The 16,481-nt window shown below is 57.7% G+C and carries 17 protein-coding genes; 13 read left to right on the forward strand and 4 right to left on the reverse strand.

Annotated features, from left to right (window positions below; genetic code table 11):
- Positions 1–77 precede the first annotated feature (77 nt).
- Together O3306_RS19145 and O3306_RS19150 are read right to left on the reverse strand one after the other, a co-directional pair.
- Positions 78–1,340, reverse strand: a complete 1,263-nt coding sequence (locus O3306_RS19145) for a UvrD-helicase domain-containing protein (protein ID WP_272010311.1) — start codon at positions 1,338–1,340, stop codon at positions 78–80.
- Positions 1,337–3,145, reverse strand: a complete 1,809-nt coding sequence (locus O3306_RS19150; RefSeq protein WP_272010313.1) for an ATP-dependent nuclease — start codon at positions 3,143–3,145, stop codon at positions 1,337–1,339. The genes O3306_RS19145 and O3306_RS19150 overlap by 4 nt, the downstream gene beginning before the upstream one ends.
- Here O3306_RS19150 and O3306_RS19155 point away from each other — a divergent pair.
- Positions 3,144–3,356 (forward strand): hypothetical protein, encoded by a 213-nt coding sequence (locus O3306_RS19155; RefSeq protein WP_272010315.1) that lies wholly within the window; start codon positions 3,144–3,146, stop codon positions 3,354–3,356. The two genes, O3306_RS19150 and O3306_RS19155, sit on opposite strands and share 2 nt — an antisense overlap.
- Positions 3,357–3,561: 205 nt before the next feature.
- On the opposite strand, the gene O3306_RS19160 is transcribed toward O3306_RS19155, so the two are convergent.
- Positions 3,562–3,765, reverse strand: a complete 204-nt coding sequence (locus O3306_RS19160; RefSeq protein WP_272010317.1) for a hypothetical protein — start codon at positions 3,763–3,765, stop codon at positions 3,562–3,564.
- A gap of 134 nt (positions 3,766–3,899) precedes the next feature.
- Between O3306_RS19160 and O3306_RS19165 the strand changes: the two genes are divergently transcribed.
- From O3306_RS19165 to O3306_RS19180, 4 genes are all read left to right on the forward strand, one after another.
- Positions 3,900–4,565, forward strand: coding sequence for a VPLPA-CTERM sorting domain-containing protein (locus O3306_RS19165; RefSeq protein ID WP_272010319.1), 666 nt, complete (start codon positions 3,900–3,902; stop codon positions 4,563–4,565).
- Positions 4,566–4,970: 405 nt separating this feature from the next.
- Positions 4,971–5,894 (forward strand): LysR family transcriptional regulator, encoded by a 924-nt coding sequence (locus O3306_RS19170; RefSeq protein ID WP_272010321.1) that lies wholly within the window; start codon positions 4,971–4,973, stop codon positions 5,892–5,894.
- A gap of 143 nt (positions 5,895–6,037) precedes the next feature.
- A complete protein-coding gene (locus tag O3306_RS19175; RefSeq protein WP_272010323.1) occupies positions 6,038–6,865 on the forward strand; it encodes a DUF481 domain-containing protein in 828 nt (275 codons plus the stop codon).
- A gap of 139 nt (positions 6,866–7,004) precedes the next feature.
- The gene (locus O3306_RS19180; RefSeq protein WP_272010325.1) at positions 7,005–7,397 is read left to right on the forward strand and encodes a DUF2147 domain-containing protein; all 393 of its coding nucleotides are present in this window, start codon (positions 7,005–7,007) and stop codon (positions 7,395–7,397) included.
- Between the two features lie 86 nt (positions 7,398–7,483).
- On the opposite strand, the gene O3306_RS19185 is transcribed toward O3306_RS19180, so the two are convergent.
- Entirely contained in the window at positions 7,484–7,678 is a 195-nt protein-coding gene (locus tag O3306_RS19185) for a hypothetical protein (RefSeq protein WP_272010327.1), read from the reverse strand.
- Between O3306_RS19185 and O3306_RS19190 the strand changes: the two genes are divergently transcribed.
- The 8 genes from O3306_RS19190 to O3306_RS19225 all read left to right on the forward strand — a co-directional run bounded on the left by O3306_RS19190 (position 7,665) and on the right by O3306_RS19225 (position 16,459).
- Positions 7,665–8,462, forward strand: coding sequence for a formate/nitrite transporter family protein (locus O3306_RS19190; RefSeq protein WP_272010329.1), 798 nt, complete (start codon positions 7,665–7,667; stop codon positions 8,460–8,462). The two genes, O3306_RS19185 and O3306_RS19190, sit on opposite strands and share 14 nt — an antisense overlap.
- 295 nt (positions 8,463–8,757) lie before the next feature.
- A complete protein-coding gene (locus O3306_RS19195; RefSeq protein ID WP_272010331.1) occupies positions 8,758–9,162 on the forward strand; it encodes a hypothetical protein in 405 nt (134 codons plus the stop codon).
- A gap of 76 nt (positions 9,163–9,238) precedes the next feature.
- Positions 9,239–9,460 (forward strand): hypothetical protein, encoded by a 222-nt coding sequence (locus O3306_RS19200; protein WP_272010333.1) that lies wholly within the window; start codon positions 9,239–9,241, stop codon positions 9,458–9,460.
- Positions 9,460–10,923 (forward strand): TolC family protein, encoded by a 1,464-nt coding sequence (locus O3306_RS19205; protein ID WP_272010335.1) that lies wholly within the window; start codon positions 9,460–9,462, stop codon positions 10,921–10,923. Before O3306_RS19200 ends, O3306_RS19205 begins: the two co-directional genes overlap by 1 nt.
- Positions 10,924–10,934: 11 nt before the next feature.
- Positions 10,935–12,293 (forward strand): multicopper oxidase family protein, encoded by a 1,359-nt coding sequence (locus O3306_RS19210; RefSeq protein ID WP_272010337.1) that lies wholly within the window; start codon positions 10,935–10,937, stop codon positions 12,291–12,293.
- 43 nt (positions 12,294–12,336) lie between these two features.
- On the forward strand, positions 12,337–13,062 hold the full coding sequence (locus tag O3306_RS19215) for a copper-binding protein (RefSeq protein WP_272010339.1): 726 nt from the start codon (positions 12,337–12,339) through the stop codon (positions 13,060–13,062).
- Between the two features lie 97 nt (positions 13,063–13,159).
- On the forward strand, positions 13,160–13,591 hold the full coding sequence (locus O3306_RS19220) for a c-type cytochrome (protein ID WP_272010341.1): 432 nt from the start codon (positions 13,160–13,162) through the stop codon (positions 13,589–13,591).
- Between the two features lie 546 nt (positions 13,592–14,137).
- Positions 14,138–16,459, forward strand: coding sequence for a Tex family protein (locus tag O3306_RS19225; RefSeq protein ID WP_272010343.1), 2,322 nt, complete (start codon positions 14,138–14,140; stop codon positions 16,457–16,459).
- The last annotated feature ends 22 nt before the right edge of the window (positions 16,460–16,481 follow it).

A 16,481-nucleotide genomic window follows, 5' to 3' on the forward strand; every position in this document is an offset into this window, starting at 1 on the left:
TGGGTCGATTGGTTCAACCACAGACGACTGCTCGGGCCCATCGGGAATATCCCGCCAGCAGAGGCTGAACAGAACTACTATGCACAGCACGACGTGCTCGATATGGTCGCGTGAAATGAAGCTATAGGTCTCCGGTGAAACCGGGGCGATTCAAGTTGCAACAAATTCTGGGCTTCAACGCTCGCTCCAAGCTGCTCAGCAAGAACCGCGAAAAGACGTCTGCGCTGATACGGCCTGGCTCCAGGCCCGAATACTGGAACGTCGAATTCGCGGAGCCGCTGCGCTACTGGCACCAAGTGCTGCCACCAAGGAGCAACGATAGCGGCTTTACCGAACGCGATCTGATGATGCTGTAGTAAGGGAAGGAATATGTCCGCGATCCCTTGCACAGGCGAAGCGACATGATGATAGTTCACTGAACCCGCGTAATTCTGAGCGGCTCCGGCTGAGTGCATCGCGGGTACTCTTGGAATAAGCGTCTCAGCCGGAAGAACAACCTGCGGCGCGCACCGAAAATTGCCACTGAGAGCCAAATTTTGTTCTGCGTTCGCATTGCCAGCGAAGGCGCGCGCCAAGTCTGGTCGAGCACCTGCAAATCCATTGATGGATTGATTTTCATCTCCGACAAGGAAAAAACCACTCTGTAGGTGTCGGTGGAATTCATTCAATATTTCGACTTGAATATCGGTCGTGTCCTGGAACTCGTCCACCAGAAGCCACGCAAACTTACACGCAAGGCCACGGCCAACAAAAGGATGTTCACGCAGAATTTTCAGGGAATAATAAAGGATCATCGAAAAGTCGATATATCCGTGATTTCTCATGAGCTGCCAATATCGTTCGGCATTGCTAGCGGATACTATCCCTCGTTCGATTCCTGCGCCAGTGGGTAATCCGTCTATCCCTACCCGTACAGACGCATAGTCCTCGAAGGTTCGAAATTGTACGGCGCGACCAATCTCTTCCTCCACCGTGCGAACCAAACGGTCAAAGAGGCTCATCTCGCGGGTTAAAATTTTAAAATCTTGAGGGAGGTCTGGGATTGCCCACCGAAACGGCCTAAGAATGAACTGCAAGCAAAATGCATGAATAGTAGCGATCTCGCATCGGTCAAACAGCGAGTTTGAGCCAACTTGTTTGACTCGCATCTCAATCTCTTCGACTGCCGCATTGGTGTAGGTTATACAGCCGATAGAGCGCGGGGTTTCTTCCACTCTTTCCGCCAGCTGGAGCAGTTTGGCGATAATTACCCGTGTTTTCCCACTGCCTGGGCAGGCGGACAGCATCACGTTGCCATTATGCTCAACAGCTTGTCTTTGTTCGGGTGTTAGTGAAATCATTCGTTCAGCCAATCGATGGCGTCTTCGATATATTGTGGCAACGCTGTGCTGAGGGATGCGTACCTCGCCGCAACTTGGGCAAAACGCCCTTTCCCGAACCGTTTCGCTGTATTCAGTACGGCAGTGCCAAGTTGCGTCAGAAGCGCATTCTCCTCATCAATGTCCAGCTCGCCACCTTCCAAAGATGCTAGTCCGGCTTCAAGTTGTGCCGTGATCCTCGGCGCACCCAATTGCCGGGTCGCAGCGATCAGCATGGGCAATGTCTCCTGCATCACAAGCTCACGTTCTAAGGTCGTAGCGCCAGCAAACACCTCAACGAAATTTCCGCGAAGCGCGGCCAGATCAGGGGCATCGACGTCAACGTCGAACTCATCCCCGGCGTCGGAAGGCTTGAGATCAGCATCGGCGACAATCGCGCACTTCTTTTCGAGGTTGCCTTGTCGAAAGAGGGCTGCAAAGACGTTGAAGTGCACTCCATGAATGGCGACCACGGAGATACCTACCCGTTCGAGATTGATTCCGTGTACTGCCTCATACAAAGCGGGGATCAGGAAAAGTTCGGCAGCTCCCTCAACAAGCATGACCTTCCGAGCGAAAAGAAGATTGCTCTTTGTTGAATCCAAGTATCTTTCCAAGTCCGCTATGTCGTCTTCGCTCAGTTGGTCATTGGCGGCAAGATTGCTTGATGCGATAGTAGCATCGGCTCGCTTTGTCAGAGATATGAGCGTATTGAACGGCGCCAGAGAGGTGATCTGCGTGCTGTGGCTACTAAGCAGGATTTGCACGCCCTTCGAGCGCAAAGCGATTAGTAGAGATGCTTGAAGCTGTGGATGCAGATGAGCCTCGGGCTCTTCCACCAGAACAAGCTGGCCTGCCGAGTTGCCCCGCGCTCTGCGCCGTTCAAGATACTCCATGAGGATCGCAATATAGAGGATGTTGTTCATCCCCAATCCGTTCCTATTCGGCTCAAACGAATCCAGTGCCAGATCAGAAAGCAGTATCTTGAGGTTTCGAATAATGGCCTGAAATGTCGCAGCGGAAAGTCCGAGGGTTGCATCCATCTCAAAGGCAGGCCCAGCGACGTCTTTGAATGATGCGTCAATTGAATCCGCGATGTCGGCGATAGTCGCCGAAGCTTCGATCTGTTGATTGGCATTGTCGAGGATTGCGATAAGGGCATCCTGCTCTACCTGATCGATTTCACACGCCTCGATTAGGCGAGCCAGAGGTGAAGTTCGAAAGTTTCGTAACTCACTTTCTACATCCCGAAGCGCAGGCAGATTCACAACGAGAAATGATTGAAGATCAGAGAAACGAACTGATTCACCGATATCATCGTCATCCCAAGAAATTTCGGTCAGATCGGTTGCAGGGTTTCCGCCGCCCTTTAGCTCCCACTGGTAGTCTTCTAATGTAAGTTCGCCCAGTTGGATTTCCCCATTTTGAAGAGCTTCGCGAACGCTTAGCCGTGGGCGAAACCTATAGAATATCCTAGCGGTGTCGGCTGCCGTCTTCCAAGTTGCAACTAACGCCTCCTGGTTCACAACGCCCTCAAACCCAGTGAGTTCGACGCCAATAAGAACTTGGTTCGGGTGGGAAATGTCGATGCTGGCATGTATGTCTTCGCGAACCAGAGTTCTGTACATCGAGGGAAATGAGACATCGAGGCATATCTGTACGGCGCGAAGTAATGCAGTCTTCCCGGTGTTGTTTTCACCGATAATGCACGCAAGATCATCGCCCACGCTTACGTCGACGCTCTTCAATCCTCGGTAATTTTGAATAACAATTCTCGAAATTCTCATGGTCTGCTACCTGGCGGTAATTTGGTTCAGCTGGCATGGACACACGACATGGGCGCAGATTCAAGCTCTCTTTTTGGCTGAAACGCTTGATCCGGTGGAAAACTATGACGAGCTGGCGGCATCCAATCGGTGTAGGGTTGGTCAAGGGTTGCAGGCCGCGAAAGGCCCATTTCTCGGACAGGTCAGCGGCATTGCGAAACTTGCCTTTTGATCGTGCTTTGCCTGTTGGTCAGGGTTCAACTGGGTCAGCCGGTTGATGTCCGCTCCAGCAAAGCGCCAAGTTCGTTTTCGCGTCGGCAGCAAAGGTCGGCTTTCCGCCCGACCTGCATAGACGTCATCGGCCGTCCGGTGGCGGTCGCCATGTCCGCTTCGGGCTGACAGCAGTCATCGGGACAACTCCAAGAAGGCACTGATGATCAAAAATTGTGTACTGCACCGCCGCAAGGCAGCTGTGAGCCCACATTTGCCGATGCTGCGTTGTACATGAAGGTCTGCTTTTCGAGATCGGCAAAAGAAGGTGAAATAACCGGTGCCATTTTTGCGAAGAGTATGCGTCCGATGACTTTTAAGTACTTTGCAGAAGGTGTCATCATTTGAGCAAGAAAGATCGTTTTGAACAAATAGGTTTTGACAGGGGGATACTGTTTGCAACGCGAGACGAGGTGGCTGTTGGCCCCCTCCGGGGCGGTAAAAATTGCTTTTCTCGACTCGTTTCAATAGCATAGCCTGACGATTGATTAATTTGGGGGCTGTTATGAATATAAAATCTATGGGTTGCGCGCTTTTTGCGCTTTTATTTGCGAGTGGCGTTCAGGCTGCAACAATTTTGGATCAGGACCACTTGCCAGGCACCGATAATGGTGCACGGATTGGTGGCACGGCCACAAACGCCACAACAGGAAGTGTTCAGGCGCAGACTTTTACCGCGGGGCTCACAGGTATCTTTCACAGTGCGGTTTTGCGGTTGTCTGTCTTTTCAACAACAACTACGGACGTGACGGTTGGCCTTTGGTCTGTGACTGGAGCAGGAACACCCAGCGCGTTGCTTGGAAGCACGGTTACAGCCGATACCTCGGTTCAAGCGGGCACTGGCATAATGGATTTTACATATAATTTCTCATCGCAGATGTTGAGTATGGCAGCGGGCACATCATATGCGCTTGTCGCAACTCATGGAGAAGGGTTTGGCACCAGTTGGAGGGCTGAAGTCCCCGGAACTTACACGGGCGGACAACGTTATTCCGCGTCACAGAATCTGACGACCGGTGCCATCACATCCTCCTTCCTCGCAAGCAACGACTGGGATTTCCAGTTTCAGACAAATGTGACGACATCACCCGTTCCATTACCTGCGGGCCTACCTTTGCTGTTGGGTGGTATGGGGCTTCTGGCCTTGGTTCGGCGTCGCAAAAGCGCCTAAATCCGGCTCTCCGATCAAGTCTTGTCTCTTCCGAGAGGCACCAACCTTTTTCGCAATGGCGCGTTATGGGTGCCTGCCATGAAAGATATCGCAGTCATTCACGGCCTTATGGCCGGTATTGGGTAAATGCAAAAAATTCTGAGCACGGCTTGGCTGGTCGTGTTCAGAATTCAAGCGTATCAGTGGTCTGATGAACCTGATTTGCTGTTTCCCGACGATTCTGCAGCGTCTTTAGTCCGCCCACTTCAGCCTATAGCCGCGGTGAGGGCACTTGCCCGCGTTACATGCCGACTTAGCATCATGTCACGCCGCCACCTGACATCGCCCATCCTCCTCACATCCGGCATCGAGAAATATCAGTGAATACTATTTGCTCTTAACGTGAGCACTGCTCATGCTGAGGGCATGGATATTACCCTTATCAGAACATTTTTGGAGGTCGCCGCATCTGGCTCGTTCGTCGCCGCGTCAGAGCGGTTGTTCGTGACGCAATCTGCGGTTTCCCTGCGCATCCAGCGGCTCGAGGAGTCGCTGGGCAGGCCGCTTTTCACCCGCTCCAAGGCCGGGGCCGAGCTGACCCCGGCGGGGCATGAATTCGAGAAATATGCGATAAGCCTTATCAAGGTTTGGGAGGAGGCGCGCCAGCAGATCGCCATTCCCGAAGGTTTCAGCAAAAGCCTGACCATCGGGGCGCAATATTCCCTGTGGCCCGGCCTGGGGTTCCGGTGGATCGATCAGTTGCGCGTCGCCATGCCAGACCTCAGCCTGCGGGCAGAGATCGGGATGTCCGACCGGCTGACGCGTTTTCTGACCGAAGGCGTGGTGCAGGTCGCGCTGACCTATACGCCGCGACTCCGCCCCGGCATTTCGGCGCATAAGGTGCTGGACACGGATCTTGTACTGGTCGCGGCGTGGCCCAATCCGTCCATGGATCTGCGTGGGCGGTACGTTTTTGCAGATTGGGGACCGGAATTCGTTCAGGCGCACAGTATCTCTCTGCCCGAACTGACCAATCCCGGCCTGACCTTCTCCTTGGGGTCGATGTTGGCGCCATACATCATTTCGCGCAATTTCGCGGCGTATCTGCCCGCGCGGTATGTAAAGCTATTTATCGACTCGGGCGAATTGCATCTGGTGCCGGATGCGCCACGCTTTCCATACCCTGTCTGGTCCGTATGGAGGGATGGTATCGATCCGATAGTTGCCGAAATAGCGCAGTCGACACTCGACGTGATCTCTCGCGATGCCCGCGCCGAACAGGATGACGTTATGGCACGACTGAAGAAAATCAGCCGCAATCATGAGGTTGGAATTCTCGGGGCCGAGTGAATCATCTTACATGAGCATAACGCGTTTTGAACGTGATTATTACGCATTTCTCTTATCGATACGACAATCCTAATCCTCAACCCAGCAGAGACGCTCCCGTTCAAATGAACACAACGGGCAACCCTTTTGGGAGAGGACTGACCATGAAAACATCTTTCACACTTGCTTCCGTATCGGCACTGGCACTTATGATTGCCGCGCCGAGCTTCGCTCAGAGCGTGGTTCTTGGTATGGATGACTTGGACGACCAGGTCGAGGATATCGAGCGCGACGTCAACCGCGACATGGACAAAGCCGAAGACAAAGACCGTTTCGGCAACAACCAGTTCGCGCAAGGCTGGAGTGGCAGCATGGCGCTGGGTCTGTCTGCCACAGATGGCAATACAGATACTGCAGATCTGTCTGTCGCCGGCCGCCTGCGCTATGGCGCCGGCCCGTGGAACCACACTTGGGCCTTCGCGCTGGAAGCAGCCGAGGACAACAATGTGCGCAACAAGGAAGAGGCTTTCGCCACCTATGACGTGAACCGATACGTCTCGGAGAATGCTTATATTTTCGGCGTTGGAACCCTGCGCTATGACGGCTTCGCGTCCAACAAGTGGGATGCATTCCTGGGCGCAGGTCCGGGCTACCGGATCGTCAACACCGAAACCACAGCCTGGCGTGTTCAGGCAGGCCCCGGCGTGCGCTACATCGAGGACCAGCTTGGCAACGACACCACCGAAATCGCAGGTATTGCGTCTTCGCGCCTCTACCAGAAGATCAACGACTACGCGTTCCTGTCAAACGACACAGATGTCCTGTTCTCTGACAACGACACACTGGTCGTCAACGATCTGGGCGTGACCTTCAAGCTGTCCGAGCGTCTGGCCACCCGCACCAGCCTGCGGACCGAGTGGAACAGCGACCCGCTGCCGGGTCGTGACGACACTGATACCTCGTTCAACGTGTCCCTCGTCGTCGGTTTCTGATCCGAAAACTGATGGCAAAACTGGAAGGGGGCGGAGAAATCCGCCCCTCTTTTCACAATTGGAGATCACCTGTCGCTGCAAATAACTTTCACATCGTTTCACTACGAACAGGGGATTTCCCCCAACTGGAGTGACTGAAATGCTGAAACATATCCTGCTGATTGGTTCACTGGTGCTGGCGCCTGTCGCAGCCTTTGCTGCTGATCCGGTTGTTGGCATCTGGAAAACCGAACCCGACCGCAAAAACCTGACCTCGCATATACAGATCAGCCAATGCGGCGAAAAATTTTGCGGCAAGGTGCTGAAAGCTTTCGGGCCGTCAGGCAAGGAAGTGATGACCAAGAATATCGGGAAGCAGATATTCTGGGATGTCGAGGCCAAGGGCGGTGGAAACTACGATAACGGTACGATCTGGGTGCCGCTGTTGAACATCAATGCCAAGGGCAAGATGACGCTGGCGGGCAACACACTGAAGGTGTCGGGAAACAAAGGCCCCGTCAAAGACAGCCAAGTCTGGACCCGGATAAAGTAGATAAAGTAAGAGTATTGGCCCTGCTTTTCGGGCAGGTGCGTCCTGCGGCGCCTGTGGTTTCGCTAGTCAGTCATGAGCCGGGCACCTCAAATGCTGCACGATGCGCGATTGGCCAGTCTGGCAAGCGGGGGGGTATTGATGGGCGGTGAAAGACCGGCTCGGGCGCTGAACAGCGTTGTCAGAAACGGCATAAGCAAGCTTTGCCGCACTGCGCCCGAGTTCAGATCCAAGCCTAGATCGGCCTTGCCCTCATCAATTGCACCCGTGATGATCAAGATCATGAACGACGAAAAAAGCCATGATGCTTACAAACCGGCGAACATTGCAGCGCTCGTAGAGGCCGGTGGCGTCGCGAAAGCACAACTTCCCATAGCTCAAATGTTTGTACTCGCGATTCTTGCCGGAGCCTTCATTGGTTTCGGCGCGGCCGCTTATACCGCTGTGATGGTCGGCTTGGACCCTGCCTTTGGGCCCGTGCGGCTGCTTGGTGGCGTCGTGTTTTCACTGGGCCTAATTCTGGTTATCGTTGGTGGCGCGGAATTATTTACCGGAAATGCGCTGATGGTGATGGCGGCTGTCGAGAGGAAAATCTCCGTGCGCCAGCTGCTGCGAAGTTGGGCCGTGGTCTATGCCGGGAACTTTGTGGGTGCGGTTGGGCTTGCTGTTGCTTTCGGTTCCACCGGCCTTCTGGATGGCCCAATGGGTGTCGTCGCAGCGAAAATCCCGATCGCGAAGGCGTCTCTGCCGCCGTTTGAGGCCTTCATGCGTGGCGCTTTGTGTAATGCGTTAGTGTGTCTTGCGATTTGGCTGTCTTTTGCCGCGCGTACGGTCGCCGGCAAGATTTTGGCAATCCTCTGGCCAATCAGTGCCTTTGTATTGCTGGGCCTCGAACACTCTGTCGCAAATATGTACTTCTTTCCCCAGGGATGGTTGGCCGCATCCAACGTGTCGGCAATGGATGCATTGGGCAACATGGTCTGGGTGACCTTGGGGAATGTTGTGGGCGGCGCGGGGGGCATCGCGTTGTCATATCACTTTGCTTACCTCGGAAGATCCAATCGCTGACAGAACGACGTCCGCTTCTGTCCTGCGGTGCGGCCATCAGATGCCAAGAATGCTGCGCCATCGAGCAATTTCTGCTCCGGGGAAGCTTCACTGCGATGAATGGCAGCAATTGGCCCGAAGCCACAGCCATTGCCTTGTAGCAGAGCTGTAAATGCCCCTGAATGCCAGCCCTTGTCGCAGCTCATCGGCACAAACTGGCAGGTTACCGCCCGGATGAGCGGGCTCACGGAGATTTCAGGGCCGTCCCTCCTGAATAGATTGACAGCTGTTCCATTTTTCCGTCACAACGCACCCCATGGGTTTCATTAATGCCATATCTGCGGGTCTCAGGGCGCTCTCGTGCTTCGTGATCGTCTGCGCGTTGATGATCCTGCCACCTTCTGCCACCCATGCCACCTCCGGCATGCATGATAGCCATCACGCCGCCTCGGCCGCGGGCAATCATGCCGCGGCGGGCCATACGCATGGCACGGATGCCACGCATCACATGCAGGATGCAGGCGGAGACATCGCGCCGGATGCCGAGCAGGATCAAACGTCAGCGCCCTGCTGCAGCGGTATTTGCGTTTCAGCGGTTCTTACCGACACCAGCACGACACAGCCGGTTGCCATGACACGGAGCCGCTACATCACGGTGCCGATTGAATCCGCCTCGGCGGAACTGGCGGGTTTCCTGCGTCCGCCGTTACATCTGATCTGATTCCGCGGCCCGTACCGGGCCTGTGCTTTGCGCATCCAGGTGCGTGAATCTGACACTCATCAATCAGGTCAATAACATGAAAATCCAACTCTTCATGGGGGTCTCGGCCCTCGTGCTAGGCGCCTGTTCAGGCGCGCCCTTGCCATTGCCGGACGTGAGCGCGCAACAGGCCACCGTCACCACCGTCGTCGCATCACCCGTCCGCTATCAGGACCCGCTCGCGGGCTACACCTATCGCGGCCCGACCGGCCCGCGCGACTGGCGCAGCGTCAACCAAGAACAGTCGGAGGGGCATTGATGCGCATCAGGACCCTTTCCCTGGCGGCGGGCTTACCGCTGATCCTCGGCGCCTGCGCGACCGCGATCCCGTCCGCCTATACCGAGCCAAAGGCGGGCTTCGCCCTCGTGACGCAAGAGACCGCCGCCACCATCGGCAAGCGCACCGCCTTTGCCGAGACCCGGGCCGAGAACATCGCACTGGCTCGCGAGGTGCGGGCCATGGTGCAAGGCAAGACGATCTCTGCCGATACGGCGGTGCAGGTCGCTCTGCTCAACAACAAGGGCCTACAGGCGGCTTATGCCAATGTCGGCATGTCAGCCGCCGAAGCCTGGCAGCAGGCGACGCCGGAAAACCCGGTCGTGTCCATCGGCGTGCTGGGCATCGGTGCGGCCGAGCTCGGGGCCTACCGCGCAATCGAGGGCATGATCGCGACCAATATTCTCGACGCCCAGACGCGCAAGCAGCGGGTTGCGCTGGCGGATGTCAATTTTCGCACCGCGCAGTTGCAGGCGGTGAATAACACCCTCGCGCTTGCCAACCAGACCCGGCAGGCCTGGATCAACGCGGTTGCCGCGTTTGAGACGGTGAGCCACCTCAGACAGGCCAAGGCGACCTCCGACGCGGGCTCGGAACTGGCGCGCAAGCTGGGCGAAACCGGCGCGCTGAACAAGGCCGGGCAGGCCCGTGAACAGGCGTTCAATGCCGAACTGGCCGGGCAACTGGCACAGGCCCGGCTGAACGCTGCCCGCGCCAAGGAAGATCTGACCCGGCTGATGGGGCTCTGGGGAGGTGATGTGGCCTATTACGTGCCCGATGCCCTGCCAGAATTGCCGCGCGCGGTGGGTCGGGTCGATAATGTCGAGGCCAGAGCACTGCGCAACCGTGTCGATCTACGGGTGGCCAAGCTGGGGCTTGAGGCGCAAGCGGCGGCTTTTGGTCTGACCGAGCAGACCCGACTGGTCACCGATCTGGAGTTGATCGCGGGGGCCGAGGTCGAGCGCGAAGTCGATGCAGGCAACATCAAAACCGAGACCACGCCGCAGCTGGAGTTGGAATTCGCGATTCCGATCTACGACACCGGCAAGGCACGGATGCGCAAGGCAGAGCTGGCCTATCTTCAGGCTGCCAATGTGCTGGCCGAAAGGGCGGTCAACCTGCGCTCGGAGGCGCGCGCAGCCGAGACCGCCTATCTCGGTGCCTACAGGATCGCGCGGCATTATCGCGACGTGCTGGTGCCGCTGCGCCGGACCGTCGAGGAAGAGGGACTGCTGTCCTATAACGGCATGATCACCAACACCTTCGAGCTGTTGACCGATACCCGCGAGAGGCTTGCCGCCTCGCTGGAGTCGGCAAATGCGAAACGCGCCTTTTACCTGGCTCAGGCCGATCTGAGCGCCGCCATCTATGGCGGCGGCACCGGCAGGGCGAGTGGCAGCGGGACAGGCGCGACACTTGCCGCAGGTAGCGGCGCAGGACACTGAAAGGACAGGACATGCTAAACAGACGTCAACTGATCGGGGCCGGTGCCGCAGGGGCCGCGCTGGTCTCGTCCCAGGCCTGGGGCAAGACCGCGAATATGGGCCTGCCCGAGGCCGCACAGATGGACACGGCAGCGACGGCGATCACGCCGCGGCCGTCCTCCGGGCCGGATTACACGCCGGTGGTCACGCTCAATGGCTGGACCCTGCCGCACCGCATGAACAACGGGGTGAAGGAGTTTCACCTCGTGGCCGAACCCGTCGAGCGCGAGTTGGCCGATGGGATGATCGCGCATCTCTGGGGCTACAATGGCCAATCCACCGGCCCCACCATAGAAGCGGTCGAAGGCGACCGGGTTCGTATCTACGTCACCAACAGGCTGCCCGAGCACACCTCGGTGCATTGGCACGGAATGATCCTGCCCTCGGGCATGGATGGGGTCAGCGGGCTCAGCCATCCCGGCATCCCCCCGGGCAAGACCTATGTCTACGAGTTCGATCTGATCAAATCCGGCACCTTCATGTATCACCCGCATGCCGACGAAATGGTGCAGATGGCAATGGGGATGATGGGCATGTTCGTGGTTCATCCAAAGGACCCGGCCTTCATGCCGGTGGACCGCGATTTCCTGATCATGCTGAACGCCTTCGACATCGATCCCGGCACCTATGTGCCGCGCATCATGACGATGACAAACTTCAACCTCTGGACGTGGAACAGCCGGATATTTCCTGACATCGATCCGCTGGTCGTGAACAAGGGTGACAAAGTGCGCGTGCGCGTGGGCAACCTGACGATGACCAATCACCCGATCCACATGCACGGCTACGACTTCAAGGTCACCTGCACCGATGGCGGCTGGGTGCCGGAATCTGCGCAATGGCCCGAGGTCAGCATCGACATCCCGGTGGGCGCGATGCGCGCCTACGAGTTCACCGCCGACCATCTGGGCGACTGGGCGATCCATTGCCACAAATCGCACCACACGATGAATGCGATGGGCCATGACGTGCCGACCTTCATCGGCGTCGACAAGAAGCCGCTGGCCCGCAAGATCCGCGAGTTTCAGCCGGAATACATGCCTATGGGCATGGCCGGTATGGCGGATATGGGGCGAATGGAAATGCCGCTGCCCGACAACACGGTGCCGATGATGACCGGCTGGGGGCCGTACGGCCCGATCGAGATGGGCGGCATGTTCTCGGTTGTGAAGGTGCGCGAGGGGATCGGACCGGACGATTACGCCGATCCCGGCTGGTACGAGAATCCGCCGGGCGAACAGGCTTATGAGTGGACCGGCGAACTGCCGGAATTTGCCTCGAATGACAGCCCGAAAACCCTGCTGACCCCAAGACCGACATCGAAGGGCTGACCGGCCCTTCCTTTCACCCCAACCAGACCAAGAGGAAAAATTGATGAGAAATCTGTTGATCAAGACGGCACTGACCTTTGCGCTCACGGCTCCGGCCTTCGCCTCCGGTACGCATGAGGGAGGACATGGTGCCGAGATGGCGAAAGACATGATGGAAATGCGGGCCGGCATGATGGGCAACGCGGCGCAAGTCGATCGCACGATCGAGGTCGTGATGCGCGAGAGCGACGATGGCGAGATGCTGTTCGAGCCCGGATCCTTCGATTTCGCGCGCGGCGAGACCATTCGTTTCAACGTCACCAACAAGGGGCAGCTGGAGCATGAACTCGTGCTCGACACGGTCGAGGGCAATGCCGAACACAAGGCGATGATGGCCAAGATGGACATGGAGCATGACGATCCCAATTCGATCCGGCTCGATGCGGGCATGTCGGGCGAGGTGATCTGGACCTTCACCAATGCCGGTCGGTTCGAATTCGCCTGCCTGATCCCCGGGCACTACGAATCCGGCATGCACGGGACAATCACCGTCGACGCGGAAATGGCACAGGCGGACGAGAACTACGTCGCCGGCAAGATCAAGAAGATCGACGCCAAGGCGGGCAAGGTGACCATCATTCATGGGCCCTTGGTCAATCTCGACATGCCGGCCATGACCATGGTGTTCCGCGCCGACGAGGCGACGATTGCCAATATGGCCGTAGGGCAAGAGATCGAGTTCGTTGCCGAACGCGTCAAGGGCAAGCTGACTGTGACGCAAGTGAAGTGAGAGCCTTGGGGGCGCCGGACCTGTCCGGCTCCCCTTTGCCACCGGCCGGCAAGCAGGGCAGAGGCCACGCGGCTTTGAGACGAGAGGAGAGAACGAGATGAAATGGAAAATGACAGCGCTCGCGCTGATCGCGGTTGTGGCGACAGCTTGGTATCTCTTGCAACCCGAGGGTCCGGGCGCTGGCGTGCCGGTAGCGAAACGGCCCGGCGATGTGATGGTCTCAGTCAGACTGCCAGCGTCCTTCACCGAGCAGGAGCAGACCGGCAAGCGGGCCTTTGATGCGGTTTGCGCCACCTGCCACGGCCAGAACGCGCAAGGCAAGGAGGGCGTCGGCCCGCCGCTGGTGCACAAGATCTACGAGCCCGACCATCATGGCGACATGGCCTTTGTTCTGGCGGCGCAGAATGGCGTGCGCGCGCATCACTGGAGGTTCGGCAACATGCCTCCCGTTGAGGGTGTGACAAAGGCCGATGTGCAGAACATCATTGCCTATGTCCGGGCGTTACAGCGAGAGAACGGCATTAACTGACCGGCGCGTCGGGCGGAACCGGCCGTTCTCTGGCGCGTATTTACACCTGTAAGGGACTCCCTTGAGGTCACGTAATGACAAGAGGACTTCATGGGCCGTCACAACGAAAATCAGGGAAATCACGGCCAGGTGGGCTATGGGCGTTTTGCGGCGATGATTGCCATCTCAACGGTAGTGATGTTCGGGCTGATGTACCTCAGTGCTTAAGCGCTTGATCATGTCTTGTTCTCGCGGACACGGATGTGGACGGCGCTGCATTGGCGGTGATTATGCTGGTTTTGTCGATGACTGAACTGGCCACATACCTGATGAGGAATTCCGAAAGTGATCCTTATCAATCCCCAGCATTTTTTCTCCGTCTTCTTCTGAGGATTTAGTAGACGCGCCATGAGCAAAGAAACGGCCCTCTATGCCCGATGCGTCGAAATGCCGGTCTGGGCCGAGCTTCTATCTGATTTCAGGTAACCAGCTAAGTGGTCTTAAGCGTCTTGGCGACTCCCTCATGTGGCGGTATGACGAGCATCCGGCCAGCAAAGGAAACCCGCCATGAGCGTCGTCGCAGATCGTATTGCCCGCAAGATTGCCGCTGACATCAGTGCGCGCCCCGAACAGGTCACAGCGACCGTCGCGCTGCTGGATGGCGGTGATACGGTGCCCTTTGTGGCCCGCTACCGAAAAGAGGTCACAGGCGGGCTGGATGATACGCAACTGCGCCGGTTGGCGGAGCGGCTGGATTATTTGCGCGACCTGGAAAAGCGGCGGGCGAGCATTTTGGCGGAAATCTCGGGGCAGGGCAAACTGACCGATGCGTTGGCCGGCGCCATCGCCTCTGCAGACACCAAGGCTGTGCTTGAGGATTTATATCTGCCCTTCAAGCCCAAGCGGCGCACCAAAGCCATGATTGCCCGCGAAAACGGATTGGAGCCGCTGCTGCGCGCCATCCTTGCTGATCGTGCCGCTGATCCGGAGGTGCTGGCACAGGCCTATCTATCCGATGCGGTCCCGACGGCAAAGGATGCGCTCTCGGGTGCGCGCGATATCTTGGCAGAGGAATTGGGTGAAAATGCCGCTTTGCTGGGACGCCTTCGTCACGTCATGCAGCAAGAAGCCCTGATCACGGCCCGGGTCATCAAGGGCAAGGAAGAGGTCGGGGCCAAGTTCTCTGACTATTTTGACCATAGTGAGAAATGGTCCGCGATCCCCGCGCACCGGGCCCTTGCCATATTGCGTGCCGCCAAGGAGGAAATCGTTCATATTGATGTCGCCCCGGAGGAAGAGGCGGGTCTGCCGCGTGTCGTTGGCATCATCGCCGCCGAGATCAGGATACCCGGGCAAGGACCGGGCGATAAATGGTTGCACGAGGCTGCGGCCTGGACATGGAAGATCAAGCTGAGCGGAACCATGTTCATGGATCTTCTGACCGATTTACGCCGCCGCGCCCATGCTGCCGCGATCGAGGTTTTTGCCCGTAACCTGAAGGATTTGCTGCTGGCGGCACCTGCCGGTGCGCGCGTAACGCTTGGGCTTGATCCGGGGATCCGGACCGGCTGCAAGATCGCGGTCGTGGACGAAACCGGCAAGCTGATCGATACCGCGACCATCTATCCTTTCCAACCCCGCAATGACCTGCGCGGCTCGGAAGAAACGCTGCTGCACCTGATCCGAAAGCACAGCGTCGCCCTGATCGCCATTGGCAACGGCACCGCCAGCCGCGAGTCGGAAAAGCTGGTCGCAGACGTCATCAAGCGCCTGCCCGCAGGCACTACCCGTCCGACACCCGTCATCGTGTCCGAAGCAGGGGCCTCGGTCTATTCTGCGTCCGAGCTGGCATCACAAGAGTTTCCCGACATCGATGTCTCCATTCGCGGCGCGATCTCCATCGCCAGGCGATTGCAAGACCCGCTTGCGGAGCTGGTGAAGATCGAACCTCAGGCGATTGGCGTGGGGCAGTATCAGCATGACGTGGATCAGCGCCAACTGGCGCAATCCCTTGCTGCAGTTGTTGAGGATGCCGTGAACTCTGTCGGAGTCGATGTGAACATGGCGTCGGCCCCGTTGCTGTCGCATGTCGCGGGGCTTGGGGCATCTCTGGCGCAGAACATCGTGGCGCATCGCGATGCCAACGGTGCGTTTGCCACGCGCAAGGCATTGCTGAAGGTCCCGGGCCTTGGCCCGAAGGCGTTTCAGCAATGCGCAGGCTTTCTGCGCATAGCGCACGGCGACGAACCGCTCGATGCCTCGTCGGTCCACCCCGAAGCCTATGACTTGGCGCGCAAGATCGTGCAGGCCTGCGGTCGCGATGTCCGCGCGATCATGGGCGACAGCAGCGCGCTTGCCGGTCTGCGGGCAGAGCAGTTTGTCAATGATAGTTTCGGCCTGCCCACAGTGCGTGACATTCTGGCAGAACTGGAAAAACCCGGTCGTGACCCGCGCCCGGCGTTCCAAACCGCGACATTTGCCGAAGGAATTGACAGCATCACCGACCTCAAGTCGGGCATGTCGCTGGAAGGGACTGTGACCAATGTCGCGGCATTTGGCGCATTCGTCGATATTGGAGTGCATCAGGATGGTTTGGTGCATGTCAGTCAGCTTGCAGATCGCTTCGTCAAGGACCCGCATGAGGTGGTCAAGGCCGGTGATGTCGTCCGGGTCCGCGTGACCGAGGTTGACGTTGCGCGCAAACGTATCGGTCTGACGATGCGCAAGGAAAGCGTTCAGGAACCCGCACCGCATGCGCGCCCCGCAGCGAAGCGAAAGTCTGGTGCAAAAGCCAATTCGTCTGCCTCTCCCAAACCGACTGCAAACAATCAGGGCGCATTGGGTTCGGCGCTCGCCGAGGCATTGAAGCGACGGACCGATCCCCATTAAAAGATGCCCAAGATATCGCGCT

Source organism: Roseovarius sp. ZX-A-9 (assembly GCF_028369135.1).
GTDB lineage: Bacteria > Pseudomonadota > Alphaproteobacteria > Rhodobacterales > Rhodobacteraceae > Roseovarius.

What these genes read in the sequence shown, in the direction of transcription:
- O3306_RS19150 (WP_272010313.1), bottom strand. Translation starts at nt 3,145, where the DNA reads ATGAGAATTTCGAGAATTGTTATTCAAAATTACCGAGGATTGAAGAGC.
- O3306_RS19225 (WP_272010343.1), top strand. Translation starts at nt 14,138, where the DNA reads ATGAGCGTCGTCGCAGATCGTATTGCCCGCAAGATTGCCGCTGACATC.
- O3306_RS19210 (WP_272010337.1), top strand. Translation starts at nt 10,935, where the DNA reads ATGCTAAACAGACGTCAACTGATCGGGGCCGGTGCCGCAGGGGCCGCG.
- O3306_RS19170 (WP_272010321.1), top strand. Translation starts at nt 4,971, where the DNA reads ATGGATATTACCCTTATCAGAACATTTTTGGAGGTCGCCGCATCTGGC.
- O3306_RS19200 (WP_272010333.1), top strand. Translation starts at nt 9,239, where the DNA reads ATGAAAATCCAACTCTTCATGGGGGTCTCGGCCCTCGTGCTAGGCGCC.
- O3306_RS19220 (WP_272010341.1), top strand. Translation starts at nt 13,160, where the DNA reads ATGAAATGGAAAATGACAGCGCTCGCGCTGATCGCGGTTGTGGCGACA.
- O3306_RS19165 (WP_272010319.1), top strand. Translation starts at nt 3,900, where the DNA reads ATGAATATAAAATCTATGGGTTGCGCGCTTTTTGCGCTTTTATTTGCG.
- O3306_RS19190 (WP_272010329.1), top strand. Translation starts at nt 7,665, where the DNA reads ATGATCAAGATCATGAACGACGAAAAAAGCCATGATGCTTACAAACCG.
- O3306_RS19180 (WP_272010325.1), top strand. Translation starts at nt 7,005, where the DNA reads ATGCTGAAACATATCCTGCTGATTGGTTCACTGGTGCTGGCGCCTGTC.
- O3306_RS19145 (WP_272010311.1), bottom strand. Translation starts at nt 1,340, where the DNA reads ATGATTTCACTAACACCCGAACAAAGACAAGCTGTTGAGCATAATGGC.
- O3306_RS19215 (WP_272010339.1), top strand. Translation starts at nt 12,337, where the DNA reads ATGAGAAATCTGTTGATCAAGACGGCACTGACCTTTGCGCTCACGGCT.
- O3306_RS19175 (WP_272010323.1), top strand. Translation starts at nt 6,038, where the DNA reads ATGAAAACATCTTTCACACTTGCTTCCGTATCGGCACTGGCACTTATG.
- O3306_RS19205 (WP_272010335.1), top strand. Translation starts at nt 9,460, where the DNA reads ATGCGCATCAGGACCCTTTCCCTGGCGGCGGGCTTACCGCTGATCCTC.
- O3306_RS19195 (WP_272010331.1), top strand. Translation starts at nt 8,758, where the DNA reads ATGGGTTTCATTAATGCCATATCTGCGGGTCTCAGGGCGCTCTCGTGC.
- O3306_RS19155 (WP_272010315.1), top strand. Translation starts at nt 3,144, where the DNA reads ATGGTCTGCTACCTGGCGGTAATTTGGTTCAGCTGGCATGGACACACG.
- O3306_RS19185 (WP_272010327.1), bottom strand. Translation starts at nt 7,678, where the DNA reads ATGATCTTGATCATCACGGGTGCAATTGATGAGGGCAAGGCCGATCTA.